Raw genomic sequence first — 23,957 nt, 5'->3', positions numbered from 1 at the left:
CCAGCGCTGGTAGGCTGCACGCCCCTTCCATCGCCCTCCCGGTGAGCTGATCCCGTGATCGAGTTCCAGCGCCTGCACAAATCCTATGCCGTTGCCGGCCGCGCGGTCAGCGCGCTGCAGCCGCTGGACCTGACCATCGAGGCCGGCGAGGTGTTCGGCATCATCGGTCATTCCGGTGCGGGCAAATCGACGCTGATCCGCATGATCAACCGCTTGGAGGAGCCCAGTGGTGGCCGCCTGCTGATCGCCGGCGAAGATGTCACCGCGCTGGATCCGGAAGGCCTGCGCGCGCTGCGCCGCCGGATCGGCATGATCTTCCAGCACTTCAACCTGCTGTCCTCGCGCACGGTGGCCGGCAATGTCGCCTTTCCGCTGGAGCTGGCCGGCACGCCGAAGGCCGAGATCGATGCGCGCGTGGCCGAGCTGCTGCAGACCGTGGGCCTGCAGGCGCATGCGGACAAGTACCCGGCGCAGTTGTCGGGCGGCCAGAAGCAACGTGTGGGCATCGCCCGCGCACTGGCCACCCGCCCGCAGATCCTGCTGTGCGATGAGGCCACCAGCGCGCTCGATCCGCAGACCACCGCGTCGGTGCTGGCGCTGCTGTCGAAGATCAACCGCGAACTGGGCCTGACCATCGTGCTGATCACCCACGAGATGGACGTGATCCGTCGCGTCTGCGACCGCGTGGCCGTGCTTGATGCCGGCCAGCTGGTCGAGACCGGCCCGGTAACGAAGGTGTTCCTGCACCCGCAGCACCCGACCACCCGCCGTTTCGTCAGCGAATCGGAGCAGGTGGACGAGGGCACCCTGCACCGCGACTTCGACGCGGTCGGTGGCCGTGTCGTGCGCCTGACCTTCCTCGGCGCCGACACCTACGAACCCCTGCTCGGCAGCGTCGCGCGGCAGACCGGGGTCGACTACAACATCCTGTCCGGGCGTATCGACCGGATCAAGGACACCCCGTATGGCCAGCTGATCGTCGCCCTGGTGGGCGGTGACCAGTCCGCCGCGCAGGCCGCATTCGTGGCTGCCGGCGTGCATGTTGAGGAACTGCGTCGATGATCATCGCCACCGCCGGCGGCTTCTTCCGTCACCTGGATGCAGGCAAGTGGGCCGACATCGGCCAGGCCACCATCGACACCCTGCTGATGCTTGCCGGTTCGCTGCCGCTGACCCTGGCCATCGGCCTGCCGCTGGGCGTGCTGCTGTACCTGTTCGGTGCGCCACAGCTGAAACGCCGGCCGGTTGCCTACGGCGTGCTGGCGCTGGTGGTGAACCTGCTGCGCTCGGTGCCCTTCATCATCCTGATGATCGTGCTGATCCCGGTGACCCTGTTCATGATGGGCACCTCGCTGGGCGTGCGTGGCGCGATCGTGCCGCTGGTCATCGGCGCTGCGCCGTTCTATGCGCGGCTGGTGGAAACCGCGCTGCGTGAAGTGGACCGCGGGGTGATCGAGGCGACCCAGGCAATGGGTGCCACCACCTGGCAGCTGGTCACCCGCGTGCTGCTGCCCGAAGCACGGCCGGGCCTGATTGCCGGTGCCACGGTGACCACCGTGGCCCTGATCGGCTTCACCGCGATGGGCGGTGCGATCGGTTCCGGTGGCTTGGGCGACCTGGCCTTCCGCGACGGCTACCAGCGCTCGCACACCGACGTGGCGCTGGTCACGGTGGTCCTTTTGCTGGTGCTGGTGCAGCTGCTGCAGATGCTGGGCGACCGCCTGGTCGCGCATTACAGCCGCAGATAACAGAATGCCGGGCGGCGCCCGGCATCGTTCAGGGTAGTGCCGGCCGCTGGCCGGCAACCTCATGTCTGGTAGTGCCGGCCGCTGGCCGGCAACCTCATGAACGCGGGAAGCACCGTGCAGTTGCCGGCCAGCGGCCGGCACTACCACCGTGTGCAGTCAACGCACGTTCGGTACTTCGTAGCCCAGCTTGCCGACCTGCTCGGCGTGCTGCGGCACGCGCTTGAGCTTGTCGGTGTTGACCCCGTACTCGTCGCGCAGGCGTTCGGCCAGGTCCTTGTACAGGGCCTTGTCCATGTCAGGCGTGCGGGCGAAGATCCAGGCCATCTCGCGGCCCGGGTAGCCGATCAGCGCCCAGGAATAGTCCGGCGCTACTTCCAGTACCCGCGAATGGGTCGGCACGACCCGGTAGAACCAGGTGCGCCAGCCGTGGTTGCCACTGTCGGGATCGACGCTGGCGCGCGCACGGATTTCCTGCAGCGGTTCACCGAAACCATCGCGGTAGCGATAGGTGATGGCGACCTTGTGGTCCTCGCGCAGCTCGTACTGGTTGACGCTGGCGACGTGGCCGCGCTCGATGAAGTTCGGCACGCGGCCGATCACGTACCAGGTCCCCATGAAGCGCTGCAGGTCGATCACCCCATCTGCAGAGGCTTCCGCGGCGCTGTTGCGGGACGACGGTGGGGAATTGGCAGCCACTGCCGGACCGCCCAGGGACAGGGCCAGCAACACAGCGCAGAGCGGGCGGATCGAGGTCATGCGGGAGCGGGCTCCAGTGGGCTTGCCCGCGCATGGTCACTGTGTGCACGCCATCCGTCAATGGTGTCGCAGCCGGTGAGAAGCCCCGCAGCCAAGCTGACCGGCATCGACCACCGGAGAATCCGCATGCGCACACGTCCCCGCCACCGCCCGCCAACTGAACGCGTCAGCGAACGCGCCGATCCGCGCCTGTTGCGGGTGGTGCCGCAGCTCGCCCTCGCTGGCTTGGCCGTGGTGCTGGTGTGGCCGGCCGCGCGCGGCAGCAGTGCCTGGCTGGGCTGGTTGCCGCTGTGGCTGGTCGGCATGCCGTTGGCGGCCTGGTGGGCACTGCTGCGCTGCCCGTTGCCAACGCTGGCCGCGCTCCGCTCGCTGCGACGCGACCATGGGCAGGCCCGGCGGCGCTCCCCCACGCGTACGCGCAAGGCGCACACCGCCACGGCCTGACCTTCGACACGGGGGCGGCCCCGGTGATCCATGCTAGCGTTTCACGGCTAATGACTGCCTGGAGCTGCAATGTCACGATTCGCTTCCGCCTGCCTGCTGGCCGGCATGATGACCGCTGCCTCGGTGGGTACCGCCGTGGCCGCTGAAGACACCGACCGTTACGCCTGGCTGGAGGACGTCACCGGCGACAAGCCGTTGTCCTGGGTCAAGGAACAGAACGCCAAGTCCGAGGCGCGCCTGGCGCAGACCCCGGCCTTCAAGCAGATGGAGAGCAGCATCCGCGAGGTGCTCGACTCGGACGCCAAGATTCCCGGCGTGCAGAAGATCGGCGATTACTACTACAACTTCTGGAAGGACAAGCAGCACGAGCGCGGCCTGTGGCGTCGCACCACCCTGGCCGAGTACCGCAAGGCCTCGCCGACCTGGGAAACCGTGCTCGACCTGGATGCGCTGAACAAGGCCGAAAACGAGAACTGGGTCTGGCACGGCGCTGACTGCCTGCGTCCGGATTACAGCCGCTGCCTGATCGCGCTGTCGCGCGGCGGTGCCGACGCCGATGTCACCCGCGAGTTCGACCTGGCCAGCAAGAGCTGGATCAAGGACGGCTTCTTCCGTCCCGAATCGAAGGGCGGCCTGAGCTGGATCGACCGCGACACCGTGTTCGTCTACACCGATTTCGGCAGCGGCTCGATGACCACCTCCGGTTACCCGCGCGTGGCCAAGCTGTGGAAGCGTGGCACGCCTATGTCCGCCGCCAGCCTGGTCTACGAAGGCAAGCCGGAAGACATGTACATCGCGGCGATGCACGATGACACCCCGGGCTTCGAGCGCAACCTGGTCAGCCGTACGCTGGCCTTCTACAACAACGAGATCTACCTGCGCGGCGACGATGGCAAGCTGACCAGGATCGATGCGCCGAACTCGGCCGAGAAGGGCCTGCACAAGCAGTGGCTGACCCTGGAACTGCGCGATCCGTGGACCGTGGGTGGCAAGACCTACGCCTCCGGCGCACTGCTGGTGACCAAGCTGGATGATTTCCTGGCCGGCAAGCGTGACTTCGAGGTGCTGTTCACCCCGACCGCGACCACCTCGCTGGCCAGTGCCTCGTGGACCAAGAACCACCTGGTGCTGAATGTGCTGGACGACGTCAAGAACCGCCTGTCGGTGCTGACCCCGACCGCCAAGGGCTGGCAGAAGAACGATTTCGTCGGCGCGCCGGCCTTCGGCACCCTGGGCGTCAGTGCGGTCGACAGCAATGACAGCGATGCAGTGTGGCTGACCGCCACCGATTACCTGACCCCGACCACCCTGGCGATCGCCGACATCGGCAAGGCACCGGAAGTGCTCAAGACCATGCCGGCGTTCTTCGATGCCGACGGCAAGGTGATCGAGCAGCATTTCGCCACCAGCAAGGACGGTACCCGCGTGCCGTACTTCGTGGTGCACGACAAGGCGATGAAGCTTGACGGCTCCAACCCGACCCTGCTGTACGGCTACGGTGGTTTCGAGATTTCGCTGACCCCGTCGTACTCGGGCGGCATGGGCCGCGCCTGGCTGGAGAAGGGCGGCGTGTACGTGGTCGCCAACATCCGTGGTGGTGGCGAGTACGGCCCGCGCTGGCACCAGGCGGCGCTGAAGCAGAACCGTCACAAGGCCTATGAAGACATGGCCGCGGTTGCCCAGGACCTGGTCACCCGCAAGATCACTTCTGCCAAGCACCTGGGCGTGCAGGGCGGCAGCAACGGTGGCCTGCTCACCGGCAACATGCTGACCCAGTACCCGGAGCTGTTCGGTGCGGTGGTGGTGCAGGTTCCGCTGCTGGACATGAAGCGTTACAGCCACCTGCTGGCCGGCGCGTCGTGGATGGCCGAGTACGGCAACCCGGACACCAGCGACTGGGAGTTCATCAAGACCTTCTCGCCGTACCACCTGTTCGACGCGAAGAAGAGCTACCCGCCGGTGCTGTTCACCACCTCCACCCGCGATGACCGCGTGCATCCGGGCCACGCCCGCAAGATGGCCGCGAAGATGATCGATGCCGGCAAGGACGTGACCTACTACGAGAACATCGAAGGCGGTCATGGCGGTGCAGCCAACAACGCGCAGGCCGCGCACATGTCCGCACTGGCCTACAGCTTCCTGTGGGAGCGGTTGGGCGGTAAATGATGAAATGAAAAACGCCGCCCTCGGGCGGCGTTTTTCGTTGGTTATTCGTTGAACGGTAGCGCCGGGCCATGCCCGGCGCTACCGGAATCGTTTCAATCCGCGCGCGATACGCTCCACCGCTTCCTGCAGCCGCGGCACTTCCTGGGTATAGGCCAGGCGTACGTGCTGGTTCGATCGATGGAAGCCGAAATCCAGGCCCGGGGTGAACGCCACGTGCTCGGTTTCCAGGAAGTGTGCGCAGAACGCCTGCGCGTCATCGGTGAACGCGCTGACGTCGGCGTACAGGTAGAACGCCCCCTGCGGCTCCACTTCGATGCGGAAGCCAAGCTCGCGCAGCGCCGGCAGCAGGAAGTCGCGGCGCTGCTGGAAGGCCTGGCGGCGTTGCTCGAAGATCGCCATCGCCTCGTCGCTGAAACAGGCAAGGGCCGCGTGCTGGGCGATGCTCGAAGCGCTGATGTACAGGTTCTGCGCCAGCTTCTCCAGGTCGGGGACCGCCGCCGGTGGCGCCACCAGCCAGCCCAGTCGCCAGCCGGTCATGCCGAAGTACTTGGAGAAACTGTTCAGCACGAACGCGCTGTCATCGACCTGCAGCACGCTCGCTGCATCCAGGCCGTAGGTCAGGCCGTGATAGATCTCGTCGACCACCAGGTGGCCGCCGCGCGCATGCAGTGAAGCCGAGAGGGCCGCAAGTTCATCGGCTGACAGCACGGTGCCGGTGGGATTGGCCGGCGACGCCACCAACGCGCCGACGCTGTCGGCGTTCCAGTGCTGCTGCACCAGCGAAGGGGTCAACTGGTAGGCCGTTTCGGGGCCGACCGGAACGAGCTGCGCGCCGCCTTCCACCAGCCGCAGGAAGTGGCGGTTGCACGGATAACCGGGATCGGCCAGCAGCCAGTGGCGGCCGGGGTCGACCAGCAGGCTGCTGGCCAGCAGCAGCGCGCCGGAGCCGCCCGGCGTGACCAGGATGCGTTCGGGGTCGATATCCAGGCCGTAATGACTGCGATAGAAACCGCTGATCGCCTGGCGCAGGGCGGGCAGGCCGCGTGCGGCGGTGTAGCGGGTGTGGCCGGCGGCCAACGCCGCCTGGCCGGCACGCACGACCGGCTCGGCGGTGGTGAAGTCCGGTTCGCCGATCTCCAGATGGATCACATCGTGACCGGCCTGTTCCAGCGCCTGTGCGCGGGCCAGCAGGGACATCACATGGAAGGGAGCGATTTCGTGGCTGCGCCGGCTGTAGCCCGGCGTGTGGGGCAGGGTACTCATGCCCCACATGGTACGCCGGGTGTCCCGGTAGTGCCGGCCGCTGGCCGGCAACCTCGGGATGAACAGTCTGCTGCCGTTGCCGGCCAGCGGCCGGCACTACCTCCGCGCGTCCATGACGATCCGCAGGGTTGCCCGCAGCCCCCCTGCCACCCAGACTCAGGCGCAAGGACGCCATTGCATTGCCGATCAAGGAGCCTTATTTCATGAAATCCACTCTCTGCCTGTTGCTTGCGAGCCTGATGACCAGCACCGCTACCGCCGCCACCCCGCCCGTTCCGCCGGATGTTGAGAAGCGTCCGCACGTGGTCAAGGCGCCGTTCGGCGCGACCCGCAACGATGACTATTACTGGCTGCGCGACGACAAGCGCGAGGACAAGGCCATGCTGGCCTACCTGCAGGCCGAGAACGCCTACGCCGACCAGCTGCTGGCACCACTGAAGCCGCTGGAGGATGCGCTGTACGGCGAGATCGTCGGCCGCATCAAGCAGGACGATGCCAGCGTGCCGGCGCGCGAGCGCGGCTACTGGTACTACAGCCGCTACGAGACCGGCCAGGACTATCCCATCCATGCGCGCCGCAAGGCCAGCATGGACGCGCCGGAAGAGGTCCTGCTCAACGTCAACACGATGGCTGCCGGCAAGGGCTATTTCAGCGTCGGCTCGATGGAGGTCAGCCAGGACAACCAGCTGCTGGCCTGGGCCGACGATGACGTGGGCCGCCGCCAGTACGTCATCCGCTTCAAGGACCTGCGCACCGGCGCGGTGCTGCCGGATACGATCACCGGCACCTCGGGCGACCTGGTCTGGGCCGACGACAACCGCACCGTGCTGTATGTCGAGAACGATCCGGAAACCCTGCTGACCGTGCGGGTGAAGAAGCACGTGCTGGGCACCCCGGCCAGCGCCGACACCGTCGTCTACGAAGAGAAGGACGACAGCTTCTACATGGGCATCGGCCGCACCCGCGACGATCGCTTCATCACCATCGGCGTGCACAGCACCGTGTCCTCCGAAGAGCGCTACGCGCCGGCCAGCGACCCGACCACGTTCACCGTGCTCGCCCCGCGCCAGCGCGACGTGGAGTACGACGCCGACCACTATGATGGCCGCTGGGTGATCCGCACCAACGATGGCGCGAAGAACTTCAAGCTGGTGACCGCACCGACCGATGCCACCTCGCGTGCGCAGTGGAAGGACTGGATCGCCCATGACGATGCGGTGTTCATCGAAGGCTTCGAACTGTTCGATACCTACACCGCCATCGCCGAACGTTCCGAAGGCCTGGAGCGCATCCGCCTGCTGTTCAAGGACGGTCGCAACGACTACGTGAAGGCCGACGAACCGGCCTATTCGATGGGCCTGGGCGACAACACCGAGGCTGACACCACGTGGCTGCGCTACGTGTACACCTCGATGACCACGCCGACCACGGTGTACGAACTGAACACCGCCACCGGCGAGCGTCGCCAGCTGAAGCAGCAGCCGGTGATCGGCTATGACCCCTCGAAGTACGAGACCGACCGGGTGTGGATCACCGCGCGCGACGGGGTGAAGGTGCCGGTGTCGCTGGTCTATCGCAAGGGCTACAGGAAGGATGGCACCGGCGCGCTGTTCCAGTACGCCTACGGCAGCTACGGCATGTCGATGGACCCCTACTTCAACCAGACGGCGGTGAGCCTGCTCGACCGTGGCGTGGTGTACGCCATCGCCCACATCCGCGGTGGCCAGGAAATGGGCCGCGACTGGTACGAGAACGGCAAGCTGCTGCACAAGCAGAACACCTTCAACGACTTCATCGACGTCACCCGTGGCCTGGTGGCACAGGGCTGGGCGGCGAAGGACCGTGTCGCCGCGTCCGGTGGCAGCGCCGGTGGCCTGCTGATGGGCGCCATCGCCAACCAGGCGCCGCAGGACTACCGCGTGCTGGTGGCGCAGGTGCCGTTCGTGGACGTGGTCACCACCATGCTCGACCCGACCATCCCGCTGACCACCAACGAGTACGACGAGTGGGGCAACCCCGAGCAGAAGCCGTACTACGAGTACATGCTGTCCTACTCGCCCTACGACAACGTGAAAAAGCAGGCCTATCCGTCGCTGTTCGTGGGTACCGGCCTGTGGGATTCGCAGGTGCAGTACTGGGAACCGGCCAAGTGGGTGGCCAAGCTGCGTGATGACAACACCAGCACCTTCCCGATCCTGTTCCGCACCAACATGGAAGCCGGCCACGGCGGCAAGTCCGGGCGCTTCCAGCGTTACCGCGAACTGTCCGAGTCGTATGCATTCGTGCTGCAGCAGCTGGGCATCGAAACGCCCGCGGCCGGTGCTGCGACGGAATGACGCATCGTGGCGGCGGTGATATCGCCGCCGCCACCTGCGCTCGGTATCCTTGCGCGATGCGCCCGCCCGAACCGCCCGCCACCAAGGACCTGCCAACGCCCGCCCGGCCGGTGCGGTTCCGTTGGGCGTGGTGGCTGCTGGCCTATGCCAGCCTGGGCACCGGCATCGTCGGCATCTTCGTGCCGGGGCTGCCTACCACCGTATTCATCCTGATCTCGGCCTGGGCCGCCTCGCGCGGCTCCGAGCGCCTGCACGGCTGGCTGCTGCAGCACCCGCGCTTCGGCCCGGCCATCGCCAACTGGCAGGCACATGGTGCGGTGAGCCGCTACGGCAAATGGATGGCCACGATCACCATGGCGGTGTGCGCCGGCATCATGCTGTGGTGCGTGCCGGTGGCCTGGGTGAAGTGGTTCTCCATCGGCAGCATGACCGTGGTGGCGATCTGGCTGTGGACCCGGCCGCTGCCGCCGGCCGATTGATCTCTCCCGCCGGGCATGGCCCGGCGTTACCGCGGTGCCGGGTTGCGGTGGCGCCGGGCCATGCCCGGCGGATGCCTGACGCGGCACCCTGTACCAACCGCTCAGCCGCCAATGGCTATACTCGGGGCATGAACATCCCCCATCGCAATGTCATCCTGATTCCGCTGGCAGCGGCCTCGCTGCTGTTCCTCGCCGCATGCGGCAACAAGGGCCCGCTGGTGCTGCCGCAGAAGCCGGTGCCGGTGGAAGAAACCGTCGAACCGGCCGCTGATGCCGACGCCACGCCTGCTGCCACCCAGGCCCCGCGCGACGGCAGTCCGTCCGTCACTCCTGATCCGGCCAAGAAGGTGGACGACGGGAATGAGTAAGGCCGGTACCAACGGCCTGCGCTTCAGCAAGATGCACGGCGCGGGCAACGATTTCGTAGTGATCGACCTGCGCGACGGCACCCCGCCGCCCACCCCGGAACTGGCCGCGCGCCTGGCCGACCGCCATACCGGCGTCGGCTGCGACCAGATCCTGACCATCGAGCCGCCGCGCGCCGAAGGCTCCGTCGCCTCTTACCGCATCTGGAACGCCGATGGTTCCAATTCCGAGCAGTGCGGCAACGGCGCGCGCTGCATCGCTGCCTGGCTGGTGCGCGAGGGCAGTGCGCAGGGCGACCGCTTCGTCATCGACAGCCCGCTGGCCAGCCACGCCGTGGATGTCCTCGGCGATGGCCAGTACGCGGTGGCGATGGGCGTGCCGCTGTTCGATCCGGCGCAGGTGCCGCTGATCGGCTTCGCCCACCCGCGCGAAGAGTACCTGCTGCCACTGCAGGGTGAGACCGTGCGCTTCGCGGCGGTGTCGATGGGCAATCCGCACGCGGTGATTGAAGTGGGCCTGGTCGATGCCGCACCGGTCGAGCGCGTGGGCGGACTGCTGCAGCAGCATGCCTCGTTCCCGAAGTCGGTGAACGTGGGCTTCGCTCAGGTAATGGGCCCGGAACATGTGCGCCTGCGCGTGTTCGAGCGCGGCGTCGGTGAAACCCTGGCCTGCGGCAGTGGCGCCTGCGCGGCGGCAGTGACCCTGATGCATCGCGGCCGCCTGCAGCGCGATGCGCGCATCAGCCTGCCTGGTGGCGACCTGCGCATCCAGTGGCCGGGCGATGGCCAGGCGGTGGTGATGGCGGGCCCGACCGCATTCGTCTTCGAAGGGGAGTGGATCGCATGACTGAGACCGTCGACAAGCTCGGTGCCCATGAAGTCGCCGCCTGGTTGCGGCGCCATCCGGGTTTCCTCAAGCAGTTCCCGGACCTGGCGCTGACCCTGGTGGTCCCACGCGATGACGGCCCGACCGCATCGCTGGCCAGCTACCAGCTGGAAGTGCTGCGCGAGAAGAACCGCGAGCTGGCGCGACGGTTGGCCGACCTGGGCGCGACCGCGCAGGTCAACGAGCGGCTGGCGGTACGCACGCATCAGCTCACCCTGGCCCTGATGAAGCAGGACAACGCCGCCGATACGCTGCGCGCGATGGCGGCGTCACTGCAGGAAGATTTCGCCGGCGATCTGGTGCGGCTGGTCGTGCATGCGCCGGTGGCCGGGCTGGAGCAGGCCGAGTGGCTGCAGGTGCTGGCTGCCGATGATGTGCAGCTGGGCCCGTTCCGCGACTGCCTGAAGGATGGTGAGCCGATCTGCGGCCGCCTGCACAGCGACAAGAACGCGGTGCTGTACGGCGCGCGCAGCGAGGAAGTGCAGACCACCGCGCTGCTGCCGCTGCCGGGTGTTGGCCTGATCGCGGTGGGCAGCCATGATCCGAACCGCTTCTATCCCGGCATGGGCACGCTGTTCCTGCGGATGATGGGCGAGGCCCTGGTGACCGGGCTCAAGCGCTTCGCGGATTGAGCGGGAAACGACGACGATGAGCGCGGTGCAGGCGTTCCTTCAGCACCTGCAGGTGGAGCGGCGGATGTCGGCGCATACGCTCGATGCCTATCGCCGCGACCTGGACGCGTTGTCGGTGTGGGCCGAACCCCGCGGGGTGGCCGTGGAGGCGCTGGATACCGACGCGGTGCGCCAGTTCGTTGCCGATGAACACCGCCGTGGCCTGTCGGCCAAGAGCCTGCAACGCCGGCTGTCGGCCTGCCGCAGCTTCTATGCCTGGCTGCTCAAGCATGGCCGCATCGAGGCCAGCCCGGCAGCGACGCTGAAGGCGCCGCGTGCGCCGCGACGGCTGCCGCAGGTGCTCGACGCCGATGAAGCCGTGCAGCTGGTTGAACTGGAACCGGAAGGCGAGCTGGGTCGTCGTGACCGCGCGCTGCTGGAACTGTTCTATTCCTCCGGCCTGCGCTTGAGCGAAGTCTGTGCGCTGACCTGGCGCGATCTGGATTTCGCCAGTGGCCTGGTCAACGTGATGGGCAAGGGCAACCGGCAACGTCGCGTCCCCTTCGGAAAGCCGGCACGCGAAGCGCTGCTGACCTGGCGCAGCGAAAGCGGTGGTAGTGGCGCCACACCGGTTTTCCCCGGCCGCAACGGGCCGATCAGCCAGCGCGCGGTGCAGATCCGCATCCGCCAGCTGGCGCAGCGCCAGGGCCTGTTCAAGCACGTGCACCCGCACATGCTGCGGCACAGTTTCGCCAGCCACATCCTGGAATCCTCCGGTGACCTGCGCGGTGTGCAGGAACTGCTCGGCCATGCCGACATCGCCACCACGCAGATCTACACCCATCTGGATTTCCAGCATCTGGCCAAGGTCTACGATGCGGCGCATCCGCGCGCGAAACGTCGCAAAGACCCGCCCGACACGGTGGGGTAGCGCCGGGCCATGCCCGGCGGCTGTGCGATCCATGTGTCGTGTACGCGACACCGCCCGCGCTGCGCGCTCGCCGGGCATGGCCCGGCGCTACCGGAACGGCCGCCGCTTGATCTGGATCAGGGCGGGGCAGTGGTCGCCGGTGCATCGTGGCCGCAGGCCACGACGAGATGCCGACCATGGCAAAGCCCATTCCGCTGCGCCCCAAGCACCCCGAGCGCATCTGCTGGGGCTGCGACCGTTACTGCGCTGCCGACGCACTGGCCTGTGGCAACGGCTCGGGCCGCACCCAGCACCCGATCGAGACGCAGGGTGAGGACTGGTACGTGGCGTGGGGCATTGAACCCAATCCGGACCGGCCTTCGCAGGCCAAGCGCTGAACGGCAGCTATCGGCACGGGCTTGATCGCTTCGGCGGCTGTCCCCATGTCCCGTGAACAGCTATCGGAGGCCGCATGGACCCCAGTCAGAATCCCACCGTTTTCCACGCCACCACCATCGTCTGCGTTCGTCGCGGCGAGCACGTGGCCATTGCCGGCGACGGCCAGGTCACCCTCGGCCACACGGTGATGAAGGGCAACGCACGCAAGGTCCGCCGCCTTGGCCGCGATGGCCAGGTACTGGCCGGCTTTGCCGGTGCCGCCGCCGATGCCTTCACCCTGTTCGAGCTGTTCGAAGCCAAGCTGGAAAAGCATGGCCAGCTGCAGCGTGCCGCGGTGGAACTGGCCAAGGATTGGCGCACCGAGCGCCGCCTCGGCAAGCTCGAAGCCCTGCTGGCGGTGGCCGACAAGGAAACCTCGCTGATCATCAGCGGCACCGGCGACGTGATCGAGCCGGAGGACGGCATCATCGCCATCGGTTCCGGTGGTTCGTATGCGCTGTCCGCTGCACGTGCGCTGATGGCGCACACCGAACTGGATGCACGCACCATCGCCAGCGAAGCGATCAACATCGCCGGCGACATCTGCATCTACACCAACCGCAACGTGGTGGTCGAGGAGTTGTGACGGGGAACCGTCACACGCATTCCTGATCCGCCGGGCATGGCCCGGCGCTACCGACAACGCATTCGTGAGCACACCCATGCCGCACAAGATCGAAGTTTCCTCCGCCACCATGACCCCGCGCGAGATCGTGCAGGAGCTGGACCGGCACATCGTCGGCCAGCATGACGCCAAGCGCGCGGTCGCCATCGCCCTGCGCAACCGCTGGCGCCGCATGCAGCTGCAGCCCGAGCTGCGCAACGAGGTCATGCCCAAGAACATCCTGATGATCGGCCCGACCGGCGTCGGCAAGACCGAGATCGCGCGCCGCCTGGCCACGCTGGCCAACGCGCCGTTCGTCAAGGTCGAAGCGACCCGCTTCACCGAAGTCGGCTATGTCGGCAAGGATGTCGAGCAGATCATCCGTGACCTGGCCGATACCGCCGTCAAGCTGTACCGCGAACAGGCCAAGGTGCGCGTGCGCACGCAGGCCGAAGAGCGCGCCGAAGACCGCATCCTCGATGCGCTGCTGCCGCGCCGCAGCGGTGGCATCGGCTTCGACCCGGAGGCTGCGCGCAACGAACCGTCGGCGCAGGACAACGAGACCCGCATCAAGTTCCGCAAGATGCTGCGCAATGGCGAGCTGGACGATCGCGAGATCGAGCTCGACCTGACCGCCAACGTCAGCATGGACATCATGACCCCGCCGGGCATGGAGGAAATGGGCCAGCAGCTGAAGTCGATGTTCGCCAACCTCGGTGGTGGCGCCAAGGCCCACAAGCGCACGCTGACCATCAAGGCCGCGCGTCCGCTGCTGCAGGAGGAAGAGGCCGGCAAGCTGGTCAACGAGGACGACATCCGCACTGCCGCGATCGAGGCCTGCGAGCAGCACGGCATCGTGTTCATCGACGAGATCGACAAGGTCGCCAAGCGGGGTGACAACGTGGGCGGTGGCGATGTCTCGCGCGAAGGCGTGCAGCGCGATCTGCTGCCGCTGGTGGAAGGTTCCAACGTGTCCACCAAGTACGGCACGATCAAGACCGACCACATCCTGTTCATCGCATCGGGTGCGTTCCACCTGGCCAAGCCCAGTGACCTGATCCCGGAACTGCAGGGTCGCTTCCCGATCCGCGTGGAGCTGGGTGCGCTGAGCAAGGCTGATTTCGTGCGCATCCTGACCGAGCCGAAGGCTGCGCTGACCAAGCAGTACGAAGCGCTGCTGGCCACCGAAGGCGTCAAGGTCAGCTTCACCACCGATGCCATCGACCGCCTGGCCGAGATCGCCTTCCAGGTGAACGAGCGCCAGGAGAACATCGGTGCGCGCCGCCTGCATACCGTGCTGGAGCGCCTGCTGGATTCGCTCAGCTACGAAGCACCGGACCGCGATGGTGAAACCCTGGCCATCGACAGTGCCTATGTCGATGCGCACCTGGGTGAACTGGTGCAGGACCCGGACCTGAGCCGTTACATCCTGTAACCGGGAATGCGAAAAGGCCGCCGAAAGGCGGCCTTTTTCGTTATGCAGGGTCGGATCCCTCGCCATGGCGAGGGCTCCGACCCGTTACGTACTCGCCGGGCATGGCCCGGCGCTACCTTTGTGGCCGAATCTGCGGTAGCGCCGGGCCATGCCCGGCGGCGCCGTCACGCCTCCGGCAGCGGCTCGGGCACCGAACCCGGTACGAACACGCCTTCCTTCACGTAGGCGGCCAGGGTCATGTCCAGCGCCAGCATGCCGTCGCGCTTGAGGTCCATCAGGTCCGGTTCGACCATCGCCCCGTGCAGCACGCCGAGCACGGTGGCGTGCAGCATGCGCGCGGCGATCTTCGGGTCGGCGCCGTCGCGCAGCTGGCCCAGGTCCTGGGCACGGCGCAGGGCGCGTTCCATCCGGTCGAGGGCATCGCGGAAACCGCTCTGCTGCAGTTCGGTCAGCACCCTGGTGTCGGCCGAGGCATCGCTGCGCAGCATGATCTCCATGGTCTTGCGCAGGCGCTCGTCCTCGGACAGCTCGATGAACGAGTGGATCATCACCGCCCGCAGGTCATGCACCGGCGTGTCGCGCTGGTCGGTGGAGGTGCGCTCCAGCTCCTGCATGAAGGGCAGGTGCACCCGTTCGACGATCGCGGTCAGCACCTCGCCCTTGTTCTTGAAATGCCAGTACACGGCGCCGCGGGTATAGCCGGCGCGGGCACCGATCATCTCCAGCGTGGTCCGGGCCACGCCGTGTTCGTGGAAACAGGCTTCGGCGGCATCCAGGATGCCTTCGCGGGTTGCCTGGGTGTCCTCTTTGGTTTTGCGGGCCATGAGCGGGTACGAGTGCGGGTGAAACGTGGCTGAATTGTACCGCTTTACAAACAAACACGCATGTATGTATATTTCCCTCCCATCATTCCCGTCGTGTGCGTGGCAGGCCTGTCCTGGCTCCCACTTCACGCGGGTGGGCGCTGTCCGCGCGGTCTTCACTCCTGCAAGGGGAGGGGCCGTCGTATCAGCACCTGCTGAGATCCCTCCCTTCAAGAGCCATTCCCATCATGTTGCTGAGCCGAATCCGACCCTTCGCGTTGTCGCTGGCGATCGCTGCCACCGTCGCTGCCTGTGGCGGCCAACCCCAGGCACCCGAACAGGGACCGGGCCAGGTCAGCGTGGTCACGCTGAAGTCCGAGACCGTCGGACTGACCCGTGAGCTGCCGGGCCGCACCAACGCCTTCCTGGTGGCCGAAGTGCGCCCGCAGGTCAACGGCATCGTCGCCAAGCGCCTGTTCACCGAGGGTGGGATGGTCAAGGCCGGCGAGCCGCTGTACCAGATCGAGGACGCCAGCTATCGCGCCCAGGCCAACAGTGCGCGTGCACAGCTGGCCCGCGCCGAAGCCACCGCCAATGCGGCGCGGCTGAGCGCCAAGCGCATCACCGAGCTGGCCAAGGTCGACGCGGTCAGCCAGCAGGATCTGGAAAACGCCGTGGCTGCGCAGAAGCAGGCAGAGGCCGATGTCGGCGCCGCCAAGGCCTCACTGGATGCCGCCAACGTGACCCTCGGCTATGCGCGCATCACCGCGCCGATCAGCGGCCGCATCGGCAAGTCCAGCGTCACCCAGGGCGCGCTGGTCAGCGCCGGCCAGGCCACGGCGCTGGCAACCGTGCAGCAGCTGGACCCGATCTACGTCGACCTGACCCAGTCCTCGGCCGAGCTGCTGCAGCTGCGCCGCGAACTGGCCGCCGGCCGCCTGCAGGACAACCAGCAGACGCCGGTCAGCATCCTGATGGAAGACGGCAGCACCTTCGAACACAAGGGCACGCTGGAGTTCTCCGAAGTCAGCGTCGATCCGGCCACCGGCAGCTTCGCGCTGCGGGTCAGGGTCGACAACCCCGATGGCCTGCTGATGCCGGGCATGTACGTGCGCGCGGTGATCGGCGGCGGTGTGCGCAGCGATGCGGTGCTGGTGCCGATGCAGGGCATCGCCCGCGATCCGAAGGGCGATACCAGTGCAATGGTGGTCGGCAAGGACAACAAGGTCGAAGTGCGCCCGGTCAAGGTCAGCCGCACCGTCGGCGACAAGTGGCTGGTCGAGGACGGCCTGAAGGCCGGCGACAAGGTCATCGTCGAAGGCCTGCAGAAGATCGGCCCGGGCATGCCCGTGAATGCCACCGAACAGGGCGCCGCCCCGGCCAAGCCGGCCGCCGCCCAACCTGCAGCTGCGGCCGCAGGCGCGAAGTAAGCGGAGAACTCCATGGCACGTTTCTTCATCGATCGACCCATCTTCGCGTGGGTCATCGCGATCATCATCATGCTCGCCGGCGGCCTGGCCCTGTTCAAGCTGCCGATCTCGATGTACCCCAACGTCGCACCGCCGGCGGTGGAAATCAGCGCCAGCTACCCGGGTGCTTCGGCCAAGGTGGTCGAAGACTCGGTGACGCAGATCATCGAGCAGAACATGAAGGGCCTTGATGGCCTGATCTATTTCTCCTCCAACAGTTCGTCCAATGGCCAGGCCACCATCACCCTGACCTTCGAGAGCGGGACCAACCCCGACATCGCCCAGGTGCAGGTGCAGAACAAGCTGCAGCTGGCGATGCCGCTGCTGCCGCAGGAAGTGCAGCGGCAGGGCATCAACGTGGCCAAGTCCAGCTCAGGCTTCCTGAACGTCATCGCGTTCGTGTCCGAAGACGGCAGCATGGATGCCAACGACATCGCCGACTACGTCGGTTCCAATGTCGTGGACCGTCTCAGCCGCGTTCCGGGCGTGGGCAACATCCAGGTGTTCGGTGGCAAGTACGCCATGCGCATCTGGCTGGACCCGAACAAGCTGCACACCTACGGTATGTCGGTGCCGGAAGTGGTCGCTGCGGTGAAGGCACAGAACGCGCAGGTGGCCATCGGCCAGCTGGGTGGTGCGCCGTCGGTGAAGGGCCAGCAGCTCAACGCCACCATCAACGCGCAGTCGCGCCTGCAGACCCCGGAACAGTTCCGCAACATCATCGTGCGCGGTGCGCAGGACGGTGCCGAACTGCGCTTGGGCGATGTTGCCCGCGTCGAGCTGGGCGCCGAGTCGTACGACTTCGTCACCCGCTACAACGGGCAGCCGGCCAGCGGCCTGGCGGTCACGCTGGCCACCGGCGCCAACGCGCTGGATACCGCTGCCGGTGTCGATGAAACGCTGAAGGAACTGGAAGGCTTCTTCCCGGCCGGCCTGAAGGCCGAGATCCCGTACGACACCACCCCGTTCGTGCGCGTGTCGATCAAGGGCGTGGTGCAGACCCTGCTCGAAGCGATCGTGCTGGTGTTCGTGGTGATGTACCTGTTCCTGCAGAACTTCCGCGCCACCCTGATCCCGACCATCGCGGTGCCGGTGGTGCTGCTGGGTACCTTCGGCGTGCTGTCGGTGCTGGGCTTCTCGGTGAACATGCTGACCATGTTCGCGATGGTGCTGGCCATCGGCCTGCTGGTGGACGATGCCATCGTGGTGGTGGAGAACGTCGAGCGCATCATGTCCGAAGAGGGCCTGTCGCCGCTGGAAGCCACCCGCAAGTCGATGAGCCAGATCACCGGCGCGCTGGTGGGTATCGGCCTGGTGTTGTCGGCGGTGTTCGTGCCGATGGCCTTCATGAGCGGTTCCACCGGCGTGATCTACCGGCAGTTCTCGGCGACGATCGTCTCGGCGATGGCGTTGTCGGTGCTGGTCGCGATCGTGCTGACGCCGGCGCTGTGCGCCACCATGCTCAAGCCGCTGAAGAAGGGTGAGCACCATGTCGCCCACCGCGGTTTCGCCGGTCGCTTCTTCAACGGTTTCAACCGTGGCTTCGACCGCACCAGCGAGAGCTACCAGCGTGGCGTGCGCGGCATCCTGCACCGTCCGTGGCGGTTCATGGGCATCGTGGCCGCGCTGTTCCTGCTGATGGGCGTGCTGTTCGTGCGCCTGCCCAGCTCGTTCCTGCCCAACGAAGACCAGGGCGTGCTGATGGCGCTGGTGCAGGCGCCGGTGGGCGCAACCCAGGAGCGCACGCTGGAATCGATCGCCGCGCTCGAAAAGCACTTCATGGAAAACGAGAAGGGTGCCGTCGAGTCGGTGTTCTCGGTGCAGGGCTTCAGCTTCGCCGGCATGGGCCAGAACGCGGGCATGGCCTTCGTCAAGCTGAAGGACTGGAAGGATCGTGACGCCGACAACGGTGTGATGCCGATCACCGGACGCGCGATGGCCGCGCTGGGGCAGATCAAGGATGCCTTCATCTTTGCCTTCCCGCCTCCGGCCATTCCGGAACTGGGTACGGCCTCCGGCTACACCTTCTTCCTGAAGGACAACAGCGGCCAGGGCCACGAGGCATTGCTGGCGGCCCGCAACCAGCTGCTGGGCCTGGCGGCCGGCAGCAAGAAGCTGGCCAACGTGCGACCGAACGGCCAGGAAGACACCCCGCAGTTCCGCATCGATATCGATGTGGCCAAGGCCAGCTCGCTGGGCCTGTCGATCGACCAGGTCAACACCACCCTGGCCACCGCGTGGGGCAGCTCGTACATCGATGACTTCATCGATCGCGGCCGCGTCAAGCGCGTGTTCGTGCAGGCTGACCAACCGTTCCGCATGGTGCCGGAGGACTTCGATCTCTGGTCGGTGAAGAACGACAAGGGCGAGATGGTTCCGTTCAGCGCCTTCGCCAGCAAGCATTGGGACTACGGCTCGCCGCGCCTGGAACGCTACAACGGCGTGTCGGCTACCGAAATCCAGGGCGAACCGGCCCCGGGCGTGGCGTCCGGTGATGCCATGGCCGAGATCGAACAGCTGGCCAAGCAGTTGCCGGCGGGCTTCGGTGTCGAGTGGACGGCGATGTCCTACCAGGAACGCCAGGCGGGCTCGCAGACGCCGCTGCTGTACACGCTGTCGCTGATGATCGTGTTCCTGTGCCTTGCCGCGTTGTACGAAAGCTGGAGCGTGCCGACCTCGGTGCTGCTGGTGGCGCCGCTGGGCATCCTCGGTGCGGTGCTGGCCAACACCTTCCGTGGCATGGAGCGCGACATCTATTTCCAGGTGGCGATGCTGACCACGGTGGGCCTGACCAGCAAGAACGCGATCCTGATCGTCGAGTTCGCCAAGGAGCATCTGGAGAAGGGCGCGGGGCTGATCGAAGCGACGATGCACGCGGTCCGCGACCGCCTGCGCCCGATCATCATGACCTCGCTGGCCTTCGGCATGGGCGTGCTGCCGCTGGCGATCTCCAGCGGTGCCGGCTCCGGCGCCAAGCAGGCGATCGGCACCGGCGTGCTCGGCGGCATGGTGGTAGGCACCGTGCTCGGCGTGTTCTTCGTGCCGCTGTTCTTCGTCGTGGTGCAGCGCGTGTTCAAGAAGCGCAACGCCACCGAGTGATGAAAACCGGTAGCGCCGGGCCATGCCCGGCGGATGCCTCACCGCATGGTCGCCGGGCCCGGCCCGGCGCTACCACCGTGACCCCCAAGGTGTCGCTATGAAATTCTCTTCTCTTGCAGTATCCCTTGCCACCGCGCTGGCGCTCAGCGCGTGCGGCACCCTGGCGCCGAAGAACACCGCAGTGGCCCCGGCCATTCCGTCGCAGTGGCCGGCTGAAGCCGCGCAGGGCGAAGTGGCCGATGCGGCCGCGGTCGGCTGGCGTGACTTCTTCACCGACGAGCGCCTGCAGCAGGTGATCGGCCAGGCGCTGGACAACAACCGCGACCTGCGTGTGGCCGTGCTCAACGTCGAAAAGGCGCGTGGCCAGTATCGCGTGCAGCGCGCAGACCGGGTGCCGGGCGTGGCCGTGACCGGGCAGATGGACCGCCGCGGTGGCGACGTGCCGGTCACCGAGCAGTTCAGCGCGGGCGTCGGCGTGGCCGAGTTCGAACTGGACCTGTTCGGCCGCGTTCGCAACCTGAGCGAAGCCGCGCTGCAGCAGTACTTCGCTGTAGCCGCCAACCGCCGCAACGCGCAGCTGAGCCTGGTGGCCGAGACCGCCACCGCGTGGTTGACCTACGGTGCCGACGCGCAACAGTTGAAAATCGCCGAAGCCACGGTGAAGACCTATGAGGATTCGCTGCGTCTGGCCGAAGCACGCCATGAACGCGGTGGCAGTTCGGGGTTGGAACTGACCCAGACCCGCACCCTGGTCGAGACTGCGCGTACCGATGCCGCACGCCTGCGTGGGCAGCTGGCCCAGGACCGCAACGCGCTGGCGCTGCTGGCCGGTGGCCAGCTGGATCCGGCGCTGCTGCCGGACAGCATCGCGCCGCAGGTGCTTGCGTTGGCACCACCGCCGGCTGGCCTGCCCAGCGACGTGCTGCTGCAGCGCCCGGACATCATGGCGGCGGAGCATCAGCTGTTGGCGGCCAATGCCAACATCGGTGCCGCACGCGCTGCCTTCTTCCCCAGCATCTCGCTGACCGGCAGCATCGGCAGTGGCTCGGGTGAATTGTCCGGCCTGTTCGACAGCGGTACGCGGGTGTGGAGCTTCCTGCCGAAGATCACCTTGCCGATCTTCCAGGGCGGCAAGCTGCGCGCGAACCTGGCCGTGGCCAACGCCGATCGTGATATCGCACTCGCGCAGTACGAAAAGTCGATCCAGAGTGGTTTCCGCGAAACCGCCGATGCGCTGGCATTGAATGTCAGCCTGGATGAACAGGCGGCCTCGCAGCAGCGCCTGGTGGAAGCGGCCGAGCAGGCCAACCGCCTGTCGCAGGCGCGCTATGACGCGGGCCTGGACAGCTTCGTCACCCTGCTGGATGCACGTCGTACCGCCTACAACGCGCAGCAGAGTCAGCTGCAGACGCAGCTTGCGCAGCAGGCCAACCGCATCACGCTGTACAAGGTGCTGGGCGGCGGCTGGCACGAGCACGGGTAAGTCGCTCTGGTTCCGGTAGCGCCGGGCCATGCCCGGCGGTTTTCCCGTTCGGTGTTCACAGTGTCTGCTGCGTTCCGCGCTTGCGGCTAAGCCGCTCTGATTCCGGTAGCGCCGGGCCATGCCCGGCGGCTTTCCCGTTCGGTGTTCACGGTGTCTGCTGCGTTCCGCGCTTGCGGCTAAGCCGCTCTGATTCCGGTAGCGCCGGGCCACGCCCGGCGGCCTTCTCGTTCGGTGTTCACGGTGTCTGCTGCGTTCCGCGCTTCGCGCTCGCCGGGCATGGCCCGGCGCTACCGCATCGACCAGCGGCACCACGCAAAGGGATACTCATCCAACTGGCTGGTGAGTCCCGCCCGAATGGGATTGCCCAGGATGTAGGTAGCGCCGGGCCATGCCCGGCGGCTTTCCCGTTCGGTGTTCACGGTGTCTGCTGCATTCCGCGCTTCGCGCTCGCCGGGCATGGCCCGGCGCTACCGCATCGACCAGCGGCACCACGCAAAGGGATACTCATCCAACTGGCTGGTGAGTCCCGCCCGAATGGGATTGCCCAGGATGTAGGTAGCGCCGGGCCATGCCCGGCGGCTTTCCCGTTCGGTGTTCACGGTGTCTGCTGCGTTCCGCGCTTCGCGCTCGCCGGGCATGGCCCGGCGCTACCGCATCGACCAGCGGCACCACGCAAAGGGATACTCATCCAACTGGTTGGTGAGTCCCGCCCGAATGGGATTGCCCAGGATGTAGAGAGCGTGACGCCTCAAGGCTTCCTCATGACGCACCGCATGGTCAAAGTAGCTGGGCTGCCAAAGCGGTGTATCCACTCCGAACTGTTGCCCCAAGTGTCTGCTGCTGCGTGACTTCACTGTTCCCATCAGTCGGGCAAGTGTTCCACTGCGCAGTTGCACCAGCCAATGGAGATGATCGGGCATGATGACCCAGGCAAAGGAGTGGCTCATGCCTGCACGTTCCACGAACCGCAGCGCTTCCAGCAGGCATGCGGCATGGTCGGGGTCTTCGAAAACTCGACGCCGCTGCCGTACGACAGTGGTGAGCACATAGCAGCTATCGACCCGGGAATCGCGGCCACGAGCAAGATGACGACTGGACATGAAGCCAGTCTGTTGGAACAGCCTGTCTGATGGCATCGGCAATCGCCACTGATTCTTGTGGGGATCCTCCAGTCTGCGCGCTGGTTGAGTGCCATCCGTATGTGCACACTGCGGTAGCGCCGGGCCATGCCCGGCGGCTTTTCCGTTGGGTGTTCACGGTGTCTGCTGCGTTCCGCGCTGCGCACTCGCCGGGCATGGCCCGGCGCTACCAGAGGGGGAATTCCCGGTAGCGCCGGGCCATGCCCGGCGGCTTTCCCGTTGGGTGTTCACGGTGTCTGCTGCATTCCGCGCTGCGCGCTCGCCGGGCATGGCCCGGCGCTACCAGAGGGTGGGAATTCCCGGTAGCGCCGGGCCATGCCCGGCGAGCGTTGCTGCCGTCACACCGCTTCGTCGTCGCGCCGCTCGGTGCGGCAGGCGCGTACACGCGTCAGCGCGTCGCCGGCTTCGCGCGCCATCCTTTCGTACTCGGCGCGGATCTCTTCCAGGCGCTCTTCGTCCAGTTCTTCTAGGTCCAGCAGCTCGTTGTTGGCCTCGGCGGTGGCGCGGATCAGCTCGTCCAGCTTGATCTGCATCGCCGCGGTATCCGAGTTCTGCGTGTGCTGGATCAGGAACACCATCAGGAAGGTGATGATGGTGGTGCCGGTGTTGATCACCAGCTGCCAGGTGTCGTTGAACTTGAATATGGGGCCACTGATGCCCCACAGCACGACGATCGACACTGCGGCCAGGAAGGTCCACGGCGAGCCGGTGGCGGCCGCGGCCTTCTTGGCGATCGTATTGAACAGGTTCCTTGCGCTCATCGTCATCGTTCCACGGGAATGGCGACGATCATCGGCACATGGCCGTGCAGGTACCGTGCAGCAGGCGTGGACTCAGGCGCGCAGGCGCGGTGCTTCCTGGCTGCGCACCGGGCTGGCCAGGTAGACGTGCTGCCAGCAGCGTTCGACGAATTCGCGGGCCTGCGCTTCACTCAGGCGCGGCATGATCTGCAGGGCGTACTGGGTCTGGAACAGCTCATCGCGCTGGGCGTTGCTGGCGCGTGGCTGGGTGATCAGCGAATCACAGGCGAACTTGATCCACGGTACATAGGTGCCGAACGAGGTGTGCGCGAGTGCGCCATCGGCGTGCTGGCGGCGCCAGTAATCCAGCTCCGCATCGACATTGATGACAGGGGGAATGGCGGGAACTTCAGCGTGCATGACGATCCAATCGGTTGGAGGTGAAGGGAGTGGGGGCCCTTTACAGTGTGGCCCGGGCGGCGGTGCATGCCGCGTCAGCGTGATGTGCAGCCAGCGTGGCGATGGCGCAGCAGCTGTGCGTGTTCAACCGCACCCAGGCGTTCGGCCATGGCGGCCATCGCATTGCACAGGCGCACCAGGTCGCGGGGATGGTCGTGCGGCAGATCCTGCTGCATGTCCTGGTAGGCGCTCCAGAACGGGGCACTGCGCTGGTGCAGTGCGTATTGCTGCTGCAGTCGGCTCCAGATCGCGGCCAGGGCCGGGTCACTGCGAGGACGTACGGCATGCGCTTGCATGGTCGGCTCCAATCCGGGGCGGGGGCCC

23 protein-coding genes are annotated in these 23,957 nt (G+C 66.6%); 16 read left to right on the top strand and 7 right to left on the bottom strand.

Features of this window, described 5'->3' with window-relative positions; genetic code table 11:
• The first annotated feature begins 54 nt into the window (after nt 1-54).
• Together BW38_RS09140 and BW38_RS09145 are read left to right on the top strand one after the other, a co-directional pair.
• Nucleotides 55-1,062 (top strand): methionine ABC transporter ATP-binding protein, encoded by a 1,008-nt coding sequence (locus BW38_RS09140; RefSeq protein ID WP_025877309.1) that lies wholly within the window; start codon nt 55-57, stop codon nt 1,060-1,062.
• Nucleotides 1,059-1,748 (top strand): methionine ABC transporter permease, encoded by a 690-nt coding sequence (locus BW38_RS09145; protein WP_025877307.1) that lies wholly within the window; start codon nt 1,059-1,061, stop codon nt 1,746-1,748. Before BW38_RS09140 ends, BW38_RS09145 begins: the two co-directional genes overlap by 4 nt.
• 156 nt (nt 1,749-1,904) lie before the next feature.
• Here BW38_RS09145 and BW38_RS09150 read toward each other — a convergent pair whose 3' ends face one another.
• Nucleotides 1,905-2,504, bottom strand: a complete 600-nt coding sequence (locus tag BW38_RS09150) for a lipocalin family protein (RefSeq protein ID WP_025877305.1) — start codon at nt 2,502-2,504, stop codon at nt 1,905-1,907.
• Between the two features lie 126 nt (nt 2,505-2,630).
• Between BW38_RS09150 and BW38_RS09155 the strand changes: the two genes are divergently transcribed.
• Both BW38_RS09155 and BW38_RS09160 read left to right on the top strand, forming a co-directional pair.
• Complete coding sequence (locus BW38_RS09155) at nt 2,631-2,948, top strand: hypothetical protein (RefSeq protein ID WP_032976554.1); 318 nt, start codon at nt 2,631-2,633, stop codon at nt 2,946-2,948.
• Nucleotides 2,949-3,017: 69 nt separating this feature from the next.
• The gene (locus BW38_RS09160) at nt 3,018-5,114 is read left to right on the top strand and encodes a prolyl oligopeptidase family serine peptidase (protein ID WP_032976553.1); all 2,097 of its coding nucleotides are present in this window, start codon (nt 3,018-3,020) and stop codon (nt 5,112-5,114) included.
• Between the two features lie 78 nt (nt 5,115-5,192).
• Here BW38_RS09160 and BW38_RS09165 read toward each other — a convergent pair whose 3' ends face one another.
• Nucleotides 5,193-6,377: a pyridoxal phosphate-dependent aminotransferase gene (locus tag BW38_RS09165; protein ID WP_025877299.1), complete on the bottom strand. Its 1,185-nt coding sequence runs from the start codon at nt 6,375-6,377 to the stop codon at nt 5,193-5,195.
• 203 nt (nt 6,378-6,580) lie between these two features.
• Here BW38_RS09165 and BW38_RS09170 point away from each other — a divergent pair, with 203 nt between their 5' ends.
• The 9 genes from BW38_RS09170 to hslU all read left to right on the top strand — a co-directional run bounded on the left by BW38_RS09170 (nt 6,581) and on the right by hslU (nt 14,441).
• Nucleotides 6,581-8,713 (top strand): S9 family peptidase, encoded by a 2,133-nt coding sequence (locus BW38_RS09170; RefSeq protein ID WP_032976552.1) that lies wholly within the window; start codon nt 6,581-6,583, stop codon nt 8,711-8,713.
• A gap of 56 nt (nt 8,714-8,769) precedes the next feature.
• Nucleotides 8,770-9,192, top strand: coding sequence for a YbaN family protein (locus tag BW38_RS09175; RefSeq protein WP_032976551.1), 423 nt, complete (start codon nt 8,770-8,772; stop codon nt 9,190-9,192).
• A gap of 128 nt (nt 9,193-9,320) precedes the next feature.
• Nucleotides 9,321-9,560 carry a lipoprotein gene (locus tag BW38_RS09180; RefSeq protein ID WP_025877294.1) on the top strand — a complete coding sequence of 80 codons (240 nt, stop codon included), beginning with the start codon at nt 9,321-9,323 and terminating at the stop codon, nt 9,558-9,560.
• The gene (dapF, locus tag BW38_RS09185; protein WP_032976550.1) at nt 9,553-10,404 is read left to right on the top strand and encodes a diaminopimelate epimerase; all 852 of its coding nucleotides are present in this window, start codon (nt 9,553-9,555) and stop codon (nt 10,402-10,404) included. Before BW38_RS09180 ends, dapF begins: the two co-directional genes overlap by 8 nt.
• Nucleotides 10,401-11,075, top strand: a complete 675-nt coding sequence (locus BW38_RS09190; RefSeq protein ID WP_032976549.1) for a DUF484 family protein — start codon at nt 10,401-10,403, stop codon at nt 11,073-11,075. Before dapF ends, BW38_RS09190 begins: the two co-directional genes overlap by 4 nt.
• A 16-nt stretch (nt 11,076-11,091) precedes the next feature.
• Entirely contained in the window at nt 11,092-11,985 is an 894-nt protein-coding gene (gene xerC, locus BW38_RS09195) for a tyrosine recombinase XerC (protein ID WP_032976548.1), read from the top strand.
• A gap of 176 nt (nt 11,986-12,161) precedes the next feature.
• The gene (locus BW38_RS09200; RefSeq protein ID WP_032976581.1) at nt 12,162-12,362 is read left to right on the top strand and encodes a DUF3079 domain-containing protein; all 201 of its coding nucleotides are present in this window, start codon (nt 12,162-12,164) and stop codon (nt 12,360-12,362) included.
• 74 nt (nt 12,363-12,436) lie between these two features.
• Nucleotides 12,437-12,988: an ATP-dependent protease subunit HslV gene (gene hslV / locus BW38_RS09205; RefSeq protein ID WP_025877284.1), complete on the top strand. Its 552-nt coding sequence runs from the start codon at nt 12,437-12,439 to the stop codon at nt 12,986-12,988.
• 76 nt (nt 12,989-13,064) lie between these two features.
• On the top strand, nt 13,065-14,441 hold the full coding sequence (gene hslU / locus BW38_RS09210) for an ATP-dependent protease ATPase subunit HslU (protein WP_025877282.1): 1,377 nt from the start codon (nt 13,065-13,067) through the stop codon (nt 14,439-14,441).
• A gap of 164 nt (nt 14,442-14,605) precedes the next feature.
• On the opposite strand, the gene smeT is transcribed toward hslU, so the two are convergent.
• Nucleotides 14,606-15,265, bottom strand: a complete 660-nt coding sequence (gene smeT / locus BW38_RS09215) for an efflux transporter SmeDEF transcriptional repressor SmeT (RefSeq protein ID WP_025877280.1) — start codon at nt 15,263-15,265, stop codon at nt 14,606-14,608.
• Between the two features lie 227 nt (nt 15,266-15,492).
• Between smeT and smeD the strand changes: the two genes are divergently transcribed.
• The 3 genes from smeD to smeF all read left to right on the top strand — a co-directional run bounded on the left by smeD (nt 15,493) and on the right by smeF (nt 21,295).
• Nucleotides 15,493-16,674, top strand: a complete 1,182-nt coding sequence (gene smeD, locus BW38_RS09220; RefSeq protein WP_032976547.1) for a multidrug efflux RND transporter periplasmic adaptor subunit SmeD — start codon at nt 15,493-15,495, stop codon at nt 16,672-16,674.
• A gap of 12 nt (nt 16,675-16,686) precedes the next feature.
• Nucleotides 16,687-19,812 (top strand): multidrug efflux RND transporter permease subunit SmeE, encoded by a 3,126-nt coding sequence (gene smeE, locus BW38_RS09225; RefSeq protein ID WP_032976546.1) that lies wholly within the window; start codon nt 16,687-16,689, stop codon nt 19,810-19,812.
• A 97-nt stretch (nt 19,813-19,909) separates the two neighbouring features.
• A complete protein-coding gene (gene smeF / locus BW38_RS09230) occupies nt 19,910-21,295 on the top strand; it encodes a multidrug efflux RND transporter outer membrane subunit SmeF (RefSeq protein WP_032976545.1) in 1,386 nt (461 codons plus the stop codon).
• A gap of 647 nt (nt 21,296-21,942) precedes the next feature.
• Here smeF and BW38_RS0120730 read toward each other — a convergent pair.
• From BW38_RS0120730 to BW38_RS09245, 4 genes are all read right to left on the bottom strand, one after another.
• Entirely contained in the window at nt 21,943-22,395 is a 453-nt protein-coding gene (locus BW38_RS0120730) for a transposase (RefSeq protein ID WP_081794573.1), read from the bottom strand.
• Nucleotides 22,396-22,772: 377 nt separating this feature from the next.
• On the bottom strand, nt 22,773-23,195 hold the full coding sequence (locus BW38_RS09235; protein ID WP_025877275.1) for a low affinity iron permease family protein: 423 nt from the start codon (nt 23,193-23,195) through the stop codon (nt 22,773-22,775).
• A 72-nt stretch (nt 23,196-23,267) separates the two neighbouring features.
• Nucleotides 23,268-23,594: a hypothetical protein gene (locus BW38_RS09240; protein ID WP_025877273.1), complete on the bottom strand. Its 327-nt coding sequence runs from the start codon at nt 23,592-23,594 to the stop codon at nt 23,268-23,270.
• 74 nt (nt 23,595-23,668) lie between these two features.
• Nucleotides 23,669-23,929, bottom strand: coding sequence for a hypothetical protein (locus BW38_RS09245; RefSeq protein ID WP_032976542.1), 261 nt, complete (start codon nt 23,927-23,929; stop codon nt 23,669-23,671).
• Nucleotides 23,930-23,957 lie beyond the last annotated feature (28 nt).

The organism is Stenotrophomonas sp. RIT309, from assembly GCF_000632045.1.
Classification (GTDB): Bacteria; Pseudomonadota; Gammaproteobacteria; order Xanthomonadales; family Xanthomonadaceae; genus Stenotrophomonas; species Stenotrophomonas indicatrix.
This window is presented reverse-complemented; position numbering and strand designations above follow the sequence as displayed.

Bases quoted from the DNA above. Each gene is read 5' to 3' on its own strand.
- BW38_RS09145 (WP_025877307.1), top strand. From the start codon at position 1,059: ATGATCATCGCCACCGCCGGCGGCTTCTTCCGTCACCTGGATGCAGGC.
- BW38_RS09150 (WP_025877305.1), bottom strand. From the start codon at position 2,504: ATGACCTCGATCCGCCCGCTCTGCGCTGTGTTGCTGGCCCTGTCCCTG.
- BW38_RS09155 (WP_032976554.1), top strand. From the start codon at position 2,631: ATGCGCACACGTCCCCGCCACCGCCCGCCAACTGAACGCGTCAGCGAA.
- BW38_RS09160 (WP_032976553.1), top strand. From the start codon at position 3,018: ATGTCACGATTCGCTTCCGCCTGCCTGCTGGCCGGCATGATGACCGCT.
- BW38_RS09165 (WP_025877299.1), bottom strand. From the start codon at position 6,377: ATGAGTACCCTGCCCCACACGCCGGGCTACAGCCGGCGCAGCCACGAA.
- BW38_RS09170 (WP_032976552.1), top strand. From the start codon at position 6,581: ATGAAATCCACTCTCTGCCTGTTGCTTGCGAGCCTGATGACCAGCACC.
- BW38_RS09175 (WP_032976551.1), top strand. From the start codon at position 8,770: ATGCGCCCGCCCGAACCGCCCGCCACCAAGGACCTGCCAACGCCCGCC.
- BW38_RS09180 (WP_025877294.1), top strand. From the start codon at position 9,321: ATGAACATCCCCCATCGCAATGTCATCCTGATTCCGCTGGCAGCGGCC.
- dapF (WP_032976550.1), top strand. From the start codon at position 9,553: ATGAGTAAGGCCGGTACCAACGGCCTGCGCTTCAGCAAGATGCACGGC.
- BW38_RS09190 (WP_032976549.1), top strand. From the start codon at position 10,401: ATGACTGAGACCGTCGACAAGCTCGGTGCCCATGAAGTCGCCGCCTGG.
- xerC (WP_032976548.1), top strand. From the start codon at position 11,092: ATGAGCGCGGTGCAGGCGTTCCTTCAGCACCTGCAGGTGGAGCGGCGG.
- BW38_RS09200 (WP_032976581.1), top strand. From the start codon at position 12,162: ATGGCAAAGCCCATTCCGCTGCGCCCCAAGCACCCCGAGCGCATCTGC.
- hslV (WP_025877284.1), top strand. From the start codon at position 12,437: ATGGACCCCAGTCAGAATCCCACCGTTTTCCACGCCACCACCATCGTC.
- hslU (WP_025877282.1), top strand. From the start codon at position 13,065: ATGCCGCACAAGATCGAAGTTTCCTCCGCCACCATGACCCCGCGCGAG.
- smeT (WP_025877280.1), bottom strand. From the start codon at position 15,265: ATGGCCCGCAAAACCAAAGAGGACACCCAGGCAACCCGCGAAGGCATC.
- smeD (WP_032976547.1), top strand. From the start codon at position 15,493: ATGTTGCTGAGCCGAATCCGACCCTTCGCGTTGTCGCTGGCGATCGCT.
- smeE (WP_032976546.1), top strand. From the start codon at position 16,687: ATGGCACGTTTCTTCATCGATCGACCCATCTTCGCGTGGGTCATCGCG.
- smeF (WP_032976545.1), top strand. From the start codon at position 19,910: ATGAAATTCTCTTCTCTTGCAGTATCCCTTGCCACCGCGCTGGCGCTC.
- BW38_RS0120730 (WP_081794573.1), bottom strand. From the start codon at position 22,395: ATGTCCAGTCGTCATCTTGCTCGTGGCCGCGATTCCCGGGTCGATAGC.
- BW38_RS09235 (WP_025877275.1), bottom strand. From the start codon at position 23,195: ATGAGCGCAAGGAACCTGTTCAATACGATCGCCAAGAAGGCCGCGGCC.
- BW38_RS09240 (WP_025877273.1), bottom strand. From the start codon at position 23,594: ATGCACGCTGAAGTTCCCGCCATTCCCCCTGTCATCAATGTCGATGCG.
- BW38_RS09245 (WP_032976542.1), bottom strand. From the start codon at position 23,929: ATGCAAGCGCATGCCGTACGTCCTCGCAGTGACCCGGCCCTGGCCGCG.